Origin of the sequence: Sphingomonas sp. RIT328, from assembly GCF_000632225.1 — a bacterium.
GTDB classification, from domain to species: Bacteria; Pseudomonadota; Alphaproteobacteria; order Sphingomonadales; family Sphingomonadaceae; genus Sphingomonas; species Sphingomonas kyungheensis.
Map to the genome: position 1 here is coordinate 98,725 of NZ_JFYV01000005.1, position 8,116 is coordinate 106,840.

At 68.3% G+C, this 8,116-nt stretch carries 4 protein-coding genes; 3 read left to right on the plus strand and 1 reads right to left on the minus strand.

Annotation, left to right across the window (positions count from 1 at the left end; genetic code table 11):
- Nucleotides 1–2,580, minus strand: a complete 2,580-nt coding sequence (gene clpB, locus BW41_RS04015) for an ATP-dependent chaperone ClpB (protein WP_037531677.1) — start codon at nt 2,578–2,580, stop codon at nt 1–3.
- 185 nt (nt 2,581–2,765) lie between these two features.
- Between clpB and BW41_RS04020 the strand changes: the two genes are divergently transcribed.
- The 3 genes from BW41_RS04020 (at nt 2,766) to BW41_RS04030 (ending at nt 7,940) form a co-directional block, all read left to right on the plus strand.
- On the plus strand, nt 2,766–5,618 hold the full coding sequence (locus BW41_RS04020; RefSeq protein WP_037531679.1) for a M16 family metallopeptidase: 2,853 nt from the start codon (nt 2,766–2,768) through the stop codon (nt 5,616–5,618).
- 10 nt (nt 5,619–5,628) lie between these two features.
- A complete protein-coding gene (locus BW41_RS04025; protein ID WP_037531706.1) occupies nt 5,629–5,928 on the plus strand; it encodes a hypothetical protein in 300 nt (99 codons plus the stop codon).
- A gap of 113 nt (nt 5,929–6,041) precedes the next feature.
- Entirely contained in the window at nt 6,042–7,940 is a 1,899-nt protein-coding gene (locus tag BW41_RS04030) for a CocE/NonD family hydrolase (protein WP_037531681.1), read from the plus strand.
- Nucleotides 7,941–8,116 lie beyond the last annotated feature (176 nt).

Below are 8,116 nucleotides of genomic sequence, written 5' to 3' on the forward strand. Positions count from 1 at the left end.
TCACCCCGCCCGCAGCACCAGCGCCCCGTCGCCCTCGTCTACCCGCACGGTCATGCCGTCCTTGACCTCGCCGCGCAGGATCATCTCGGCGAGCGGGTCCTGCAGGTAGCGCTGTACCGCGCGTTTGAGCGGGCGGGCGCCGTAGACCGGGTCGTAGCCGACCCGTCCCAGCCAGGTGCGTGCCGCGTCGGTGAGGTCGAGCGTCACCTTGCGGTCGGCGAGCAGCTTGCCGACGCGGGCGACCTGGATGTCGACGATCGGCGCCATATGGCTCTGCCCCAGCCGGTGGAACAGGATCACCTCGTCGAGCCGGTTGAGGAATTCGGGGCGGAAATGCGCGCGCACCACCTCCATCACCTGCGGCTCGACGCTCTCGACATCCTGCCCGTCCTCGACCGCGGCGAGATAATGCGAGCCGAGGTTGGAGGTGAGGATGATCAGCGTGTTGCTGAAATCCACCGTCCGCCCCTGGCCGTCGGTCAGCCGCCCGTCGTCGAGTACCTGGAGCAGCACGTTGAACACGTCGCCATGCGCCTTCTCGACCTCGTCGAACAGCACGACCTGATAGGGCCGGCGCCGCACCGCCTCGGTCAGCACGCCGCCTTCCTCATAGCCGACATAGCCCGGCGGTGCGCCGATCAGCCGGGCGACCGCATGCTTCTCCATGAATTCGCTCATGTCGATCCGCACCATCGCCGACGGGTCGTCGAACAGGAATTCGGCGAGCGCCTTGGTCAGCTCGGTCTTGCCGACACCGGTCGGGCCGAGGAACAGGAAGCTGCCGAGCGGCCGGTTCGGGTCCTGCAAACCGGCGCGCGCGCGCCGCACCGCGGTGGAGACCGCGCGCACCGCCTGCGCCTGGCCGATCACGCGCTGGCCGATCACCTCTTCCATGCGCAGCAATTTGTCGCGCTCGCCCTGCAGCATCCGGTCGACGGGTATGCCGGTCCAGCGGCTGACCACGCCGGCGATATCGTCGGCGGTGACCTCCTCGCGCAGCATCGCGCCCTGCGTCGCGCCCTGCGCCTCGGCGAGCTGCTTCTCCAGCGTCGGGATGCGCCCGTAGGCGAGCTCGCCCGCCTTGGCGAGGTCGCCCTGGCGCTGCGCCTGCTCGAGTTCGAGCCGCGCGGCGTCGAGCTGCTCCTTGAGCCTTGCCTCGCCGGCAATCTTGTCCTTCTCCGCCTGCCAGCGGCGGGTCAGCTCGCCGGACTGCTCCTCGAGATTGGCGAGTTCCTCCTCCAGCGCGGCATATCGCTCGCGCGACGCCTCGTCGGTTTCGCGGCGCAGCCCCTCCCGCTCGATCTTGAGGCGCAGGATGCGGCGGTCGAGCGCCTCGATCTCCTCGGGCTTGCTTTCCACTTCCATGCGGATGCGGCTGGCGGCCTCGTCCATCAGGTCGATCGCCTTGTCGGGGAGGAAGCGATCGGTGATGTAGCGGTTGGACAGCGTCGCCGCGGCGACCAGCGCGCCGTCGGTGATCCGCACGCCATGGTGCAGCTCGTACTTCTCCTTGAGCCCGCGCAGGATGCTGATCGTATCCTCGACCGTCGGCTCGCCGACGAAGACGGGCTGGAACCGCCGCTGGAGCGCCGGGTCCTTCTCGACATATTTGCGATATTCGTCGAGCGTCGTCGCGCCGACGCAGTGCAGTTCGCCACGCGCCAGCGCGGGCTTGAGCAGATTGCCCGCATCCATCGCGCCTTCGGATTTGCCCGCGCCGATCAGTTGATGCATCTCGTCGATGAACAGGACGATCTGCCCCTCGGCCTGCTTGACCTCGTCGATCACGCCCTTGAGGCGCTCCTCGAACTCGCCGCGATATTTGGCGCCGGCGATCAGCGCGCCCATGTCGAGCGCCATCAGCGTCTTGTCCTTGAGGCCGTCGGGCACGTCGCCATTGGCGATGCGCAGCGCCAGCCCCTCGACGATCGCGGTCTTGCCGACGCCGGGCTCGCCGATCAGCACCGGATTGTTCTTGGTGCGGCGGGCGAGCACCTGGATCGTGCGGCGGATCTCCTCGTCCCGGCCGATCACGGGATCGAGCTTGCCGTCGCGCGCCGCCTGGGTCAGGTCGCGGGCGAATTTCTTGAGCGCGTCGTAGCGATCCTCGGCACCGGCGGTATCGGCGGTGCGGCCGCCGCGCAGCTGGTTGATCGCGCCGTTGAGCGCATCGGCGGTGACCCCCGCAGCGGCGAGCGCCCGGCCCGCGGCGGTGGTCGTCGCCAGCGTCAGCGCGAGCAGCAGCCGCTCGACGGTGACGAAGCTGTCGCCTGCCTTCTGCGCGATCTGCTCGGCCTGGTCGAGCACGCGTACCGTGTCATTGTCGAGGCCCGGCGTCGTCTGCGCCCCCGATCCCGACACCGCCGGGATTTTGGCGAGCGCCGCATCGATCTCGCTGGTGGCGCGGCGCGCGTCGCCGCCCGCTGCGGTGATCAGGCCTGCCGCCATGCCCTGCTCGTCCTCGAGCAAGGCCTTGGCGATATGTTCGGGCGCGATCCGCTGGTGGTTCATGCGGATCGCAACTGTCTGCGCCGATTGGAGAAATCCTTTGGCGCGGTCTGTAAATCGTTCGAGGTTCATACCATCCCCTTCCATCTCTGCACCGCGATGTAGTGTTGCTTTTGTGCAACACAAGGGTATCGCGGCGGTCAGTCGGCACAAAACGACCAGACGCGAAAAAGCGCGGCACGTCGCTTGCCAGTGTTCGCCGCCCGTCTATGCTCGACCCCAACACACAAAGTGACCGACTGGGGGATTCTATTCTGATGACGAAGCTTATCGCACTTGCCGGCGTCGCGTCGATCGCATGGCTCGCGCCGCTCCAGGCGCAGACGCCCGCCGCAGCCGCACCCGCGATCAAGGCCGCGCCGGTCGCCGCGCTCGTCCGCTCGGTCGATATCCCGTATCAGCAGTTCACGCTCGCCAACGGGTTGCGCGTCGTCGTCCATACCGATCGCAAGGCGCCGGTCGTCGCAGTCAGCGTCTGGTATGACGTCGGCTCGAAGCACGAGCCCAAGGGCTCGACCGGCTTCGCGCATCTGTTCGAGCATCTGATGTTCAACGGGTCGGAGAATGCGCCCGGCGATTTCTTCGCGCCGCTCAAGCAGGTCGGCGCGACCGACTTCAACGGCACGACCTATTACGATCGCACCAACTATTTCGAGACGGTGCCGACCGCGGCGCTGGAGCGGGCGCTGTTCCTCGAATCGGACCGGATGGGCTATCTGACCGGTGCGATCACCCAGGGCGTGCTCGACGAGCAGCGCGGCGTCGTCCAGAACGAGAAGCGGCAGGGCGACAACCGTCCCTATGGCCTCGAAGGCTATGCGGTGACGGAAAATTTGTTCCCGGCGACGCACCCCTATGGCCATGACACGATCGGTTCGATGGCCGATCTCGACGCGGCCAGCCTCGACACGGTGAAAAACTGGTTCCGCAGCCATTACGGCCCCAACAATGCGGTGCTGGTGCTCGCCGGCGACATCGATGCCGCCACCGCGCGGCCGCTGGTCGAGAAATATTTCGGGGGGATCAAGGCCGGGCCGAAGAGCGTGCTGCCTGCCGCGCCGGTCGTCACGCTGCCGGCGGCGAAGACGGTGACGCTCAAGGATCGCGTCGCCGCGACGATGATCACGCGCAACTGGGTGGTGCCCGGGCTCAACGACAAGGATGCCGCGCCGCTCGAGGTCGCGGCCGGCGTGCTCGGCGGCATGGCCTCATCCCGCCTGACCAATGTGCTGGTCCGGCAGGAGAAGCTGTTCACCTCCGTGGCGGCGGACAACAGTGCCTTCGCGCAGGTCGGCACCTTCTCGATCGAGGGGCTGGTGCGGCCGGGCGTCGATCCGGCGATGGCGGCGCAGCGGCTCGACGCGGTGGTCGCCGACTTCCTGCGCACCGGGCCGACGCAGGACGAGGTGTCGCGCTTCGTCACCACCCGCGTCGCCGGCCGCATCCGCGGGCTCGAGGCGGTCGGCGGCTTCGGCGGCAAGGCGGTCGCGCTCGCCGAGGGGGCGCTCTATTCGAACGATCCGGGCTTCTACAAGAAGCAGCTCGCCGATCTCGCCAAGCAGACGCCGGCGAGCGTCAAGGCGGCGGCGGACAGGTGGCTGAGCCGTCCGGTGCTCGCGGTCAACGTCGTTCCCGGCGCGCGCGATGCCTATGCCGAGGCGAAGGTGCCGCCAAAGGTCGATGTCGCCGCCGCGCCCGAACAGCCCGCCAAGGGCACGCGCGGGGCGATCCCGCCGGTCGGCGCGACGCCGGAGCTCGCCTTCCCCAAGGTCGCGCGCAGCCGCCTGTCGAACGGCATCGAACTGGTCTACGCGCAGCGCACCGCGGTGCCGGTGACCCAGGCGGTGCTGAGCTTCGATGCCGGCTATGCCGCCGACGTCGACGGCAAGCTCGGCACGCAGCTCGTCGCGCTCAACATGCTTGACGAGGGCACGGAGCATTATGACGTCAACGCGCTCGCCGAAGCGCGCGAACGGCTCGGCATGCAGCTGTCCGCCGGCGCCGGCAACGACCGCAGCACCGTTTCGATGGGCGTGCCGAGCGCCAACCTCGGCCCGGCGCTCGACCTGTTCGCCGAAGTCGCGCGGCGGCCGGCCTATCGCGACGCCGATGTCGCGCGCTTCAAGGCGCAGCAGGTCGCGCAGATCCAGCAGGAGCTGACCAACCCCGGTTCGCTCGCGCAGCGGATGTCGACGCGCATCCTCGCCGCCGGCACGCCTTATGCCAAGGCGCAGGGCAGCGGTGACCCGGTCGCGGTGGCGAGCCTCACCCCCGCCGACCTGCGCCGCTTCCAGCAGGCGTGGCTGCGTCCCGACAAGGCGAAGATCTTCGTCGTCTCCGACCGTCCGCTCGCCGAGGTGCAGGCGGCGCTCGAAGCCCGCTTCGGCGACTGGACCGGAACCGGACCGGCCGGCAGCAAGACGTTCGGCGGCACCGTCGCGGCGCTCAAGCCCGGCATCGTCCTGGTCGATCGCCCGGACAGCCCGCAGTCGATCCTCGTCGGCGGCCAGCGTACCGGGCTCAAGGGCACCGACGACCTGCTCGTGCTCAACACGGTCAACGACGCGCTCGGCGGCAGCTTCCTCAGCCGGCTCAACATGGATCTGCGCGAGGAGAAGCATTGGTCCTATGGCGCCGGCGGCCGCTTCCAGCCGTCCGAATTCGCCGCGCCCTATCTGCTCCAGGCCGGCGTGCAGGCGGACAAGACCGGCCCGGCGCTCGCCTCGGCCCGCGACGACGTCGCGCAGTTCGTCACCAGCAAGCCGATGAGCGAGGCCGAATTCGATCTCGCGATCAAGGGCGCGACGCTGCAGCTGCCGGGGCAGTTCGAAACGTCGCAGGCGGTGCTCGGCGCGATGCAGGCGAACGACCTGTTCAAGCGGCCCGACGATTATTACGCGACGGTGGCGACCCGCTATCGCGCGATGACGCTGCCGCAGCTGCGCGCCGCCGCGGCGCAGACGATCGATCCCGCCAAGCTGACCTGGATCGTCGTCGGCGATGCCGCCAAGGTCAAGCCGCAGCTTGACAGTCTCGGCCTGCCGGTCGAGGTCGTCCCGGCACGTGCCGTCGCCGGCGTCCCCGCCGGCACCACCACCGCGGCGCGATGAGGAGAGAATGATGGCTGAGGTCGATGGCAGCTGGGATTGCACCGTTAAGTCGCCGCTGGGCGACCAGAACCTGACGCTGACCGTGACCAGCGACGGCGCCGGCTTCACCGGCACCGCCTCGGGCGCGATGGGATCGAGCGATGTCTCGGGCGAGGTCGACGGCAACACCCTCCGCTGGAAGCAGCAGATGACCGTGCCGATGCCGATGACGCTCGACTGCGAGGCGACTGCCGAGGGCGACACGCTGACCGGCACGGTGGGTGCGGGCGCGTTCGGCAGCTTCCCGCTGTCGGGCAAGCGCAGCGCCTGAGTCGACGGGCGGGCGGCGCGAATCCGCGCGCTTGCTTTGCCGGCAATAATCGCGACACATTACGGCCCGCCTTCCACCCGGAGGCGGGCCGTTTCGTGCCGAGGTTGCCGCTTATGATCCGTTCGCTGTTCGCCGCCTGCGCCCTGTCCGCACTCGCCACCGCCGCCGTGGCCGGCGCGCAGAGTTACGACGAGCGCCCCGCCAAGCTGGCGCCGCGCGACACCCATTACGAATACGTCCGCCGCGCGGTCGACATCCCGATGCGCGACGGCGTCAAGCTCCACACCGTCATCGTCATCCGCAAGGGCACGCGCGATGCGGGGATCCTGCTCACCCGCACCCCCTATGACGCCGACGAGCAGACCAAGGCGGACAGCGGCACCTTCGCCGGCATCCTGGCGCATGGCGACGGCCCGTGGGACGTGATCGCCGCCGACGGCTATATCCGCGTCATCCAGGACGTGCGCGGCATGCACGGCAGCCAGGGCATCACGCTGATGAACCCGACGCCGGCGGGATCGCCCAACAATCCGACCAAGACCGACGATTCGACCGACACGTACGACACGATCGCCTGGCTGGTGAAGAACGTGCCGGAGAGCAACGGCCGGGTCGGGATCAGCGGCATCAGCTATGACGGGTTCCTGCCGCTGATGGCGCTGATCAACCCGCATCCGGCGCTCAAGGTGTCGGTGCCGATGAACCCGATGGTCGACGGCTGGCGCGGCGACGACTGGTTCCACAATGGCGCGTTCCGCCAGATCGGCCTGTCCTATATGCTCGGCCAGCAGGGTACGCGCGATGCCAGCACGCCTTGGGTGACCGACACCGCCGACGATTACGACTATTGGCTGCGCAACGTCTCGGCGGGGGCGGTCGCCAAGGCGCAGGGGGTCGACCAGGCATCGGGCTTCTATCGCAAGGTCGCCGCGCATCCCGCCTATGACACCTATTGGTCGAGCGCGGCGATGGACAAGATCCTCGCCGCGCAGCCGCTCAAGGTGCCGACGATGCTGGTCGCCGGGCTGTGGGACCAGGAGGATATCTATGGCGCGCCCGCGGTCTATCGCGCGCTCGAGCCCAAGGACACGCGGAACGACATGGTCTTCCTGACGCTCGGTCCCTGGTATCATGGCCAGGAGATCGGCGACGGCAGCAACCTCGGCGCGATCAAATGGGATCAGGACACCGCCAAATGGTGGCGCTGGCATGTGCTGCGGCCGTTCCTCGCGCATTATCTGAAGAGCGACCAGCCGGCGATGGACGTCGCGCCGGTCACCGCCTTCCGCACCGGCACCAACGAATGGCAGCGGATGCAGGCGTGGACGCAGCCGACCCCGACGCCGCTCTACCTCAAGCCCGGCGGCGCGCTCGGCTTCGACGCGGCGGCCGGCACGGCGCAGACGGTCGATTACATCAGCGATCCGGCGCATCCGGTGTCGTATCGCGTCCGCCCGACCAAGCCGATGTATGCCGAAGGCTCGACGTGGAAGAACTGGTTGGTCGACGATCAGCGCGGCGTTTCCGGGCGGCCCGATGTCGTCACCTTCACCACCGACGTGCTGACCCAGCCGGTGACGATCGCCGGCACGCCCGAGGTGCATCTGACCGCCGCGACCAGCGGCACGGACAGCGACTGGGTGGTCAAGCTGGTCGACGTCTATCCCGAAGAGATGCCCAAGCATGAGGAGATGGCCGGCTATCAGCTCGCCGTCGCGATGGACATCTTCCGCGGCCGCTATCGCGAGGACCTTGCCGTCGCCAAGCCGATCGCCGCGAACACGCCGCTGCCCTATCGCTTCGCTTTGCCCGAGACCAATCACGTCTTCCTGCCCGGGCATCGCATCATGGTGCAGGTGCAGTCGAGCTGGTTCCCGCTCTACGACCGCAATCCGCAGACCTTCGTCCCCAACATCTTCTTTGCGCAGCCGAAGGACTATGTGACGGCGACGCAGAAGATCACCGTCAGCGGGCCGGACGCGAGCTATATCGCGCTGCCGGTAATTAAATGACGGCGGGTCGGTGAGCCATCGCCATGCCCCTGACCGCAGCGCGCTGGCGCTGGCGATCGGGGTGCATGGCGCGCTGGTCCTGCTCTGGCTGATGACGGCGATCTTCTGCGTCGCCGTCACATAGTCCTTCGGCTGCGCAAAGAAGATGTTGGGGACGAAGGTCTGCGGATTGCGGT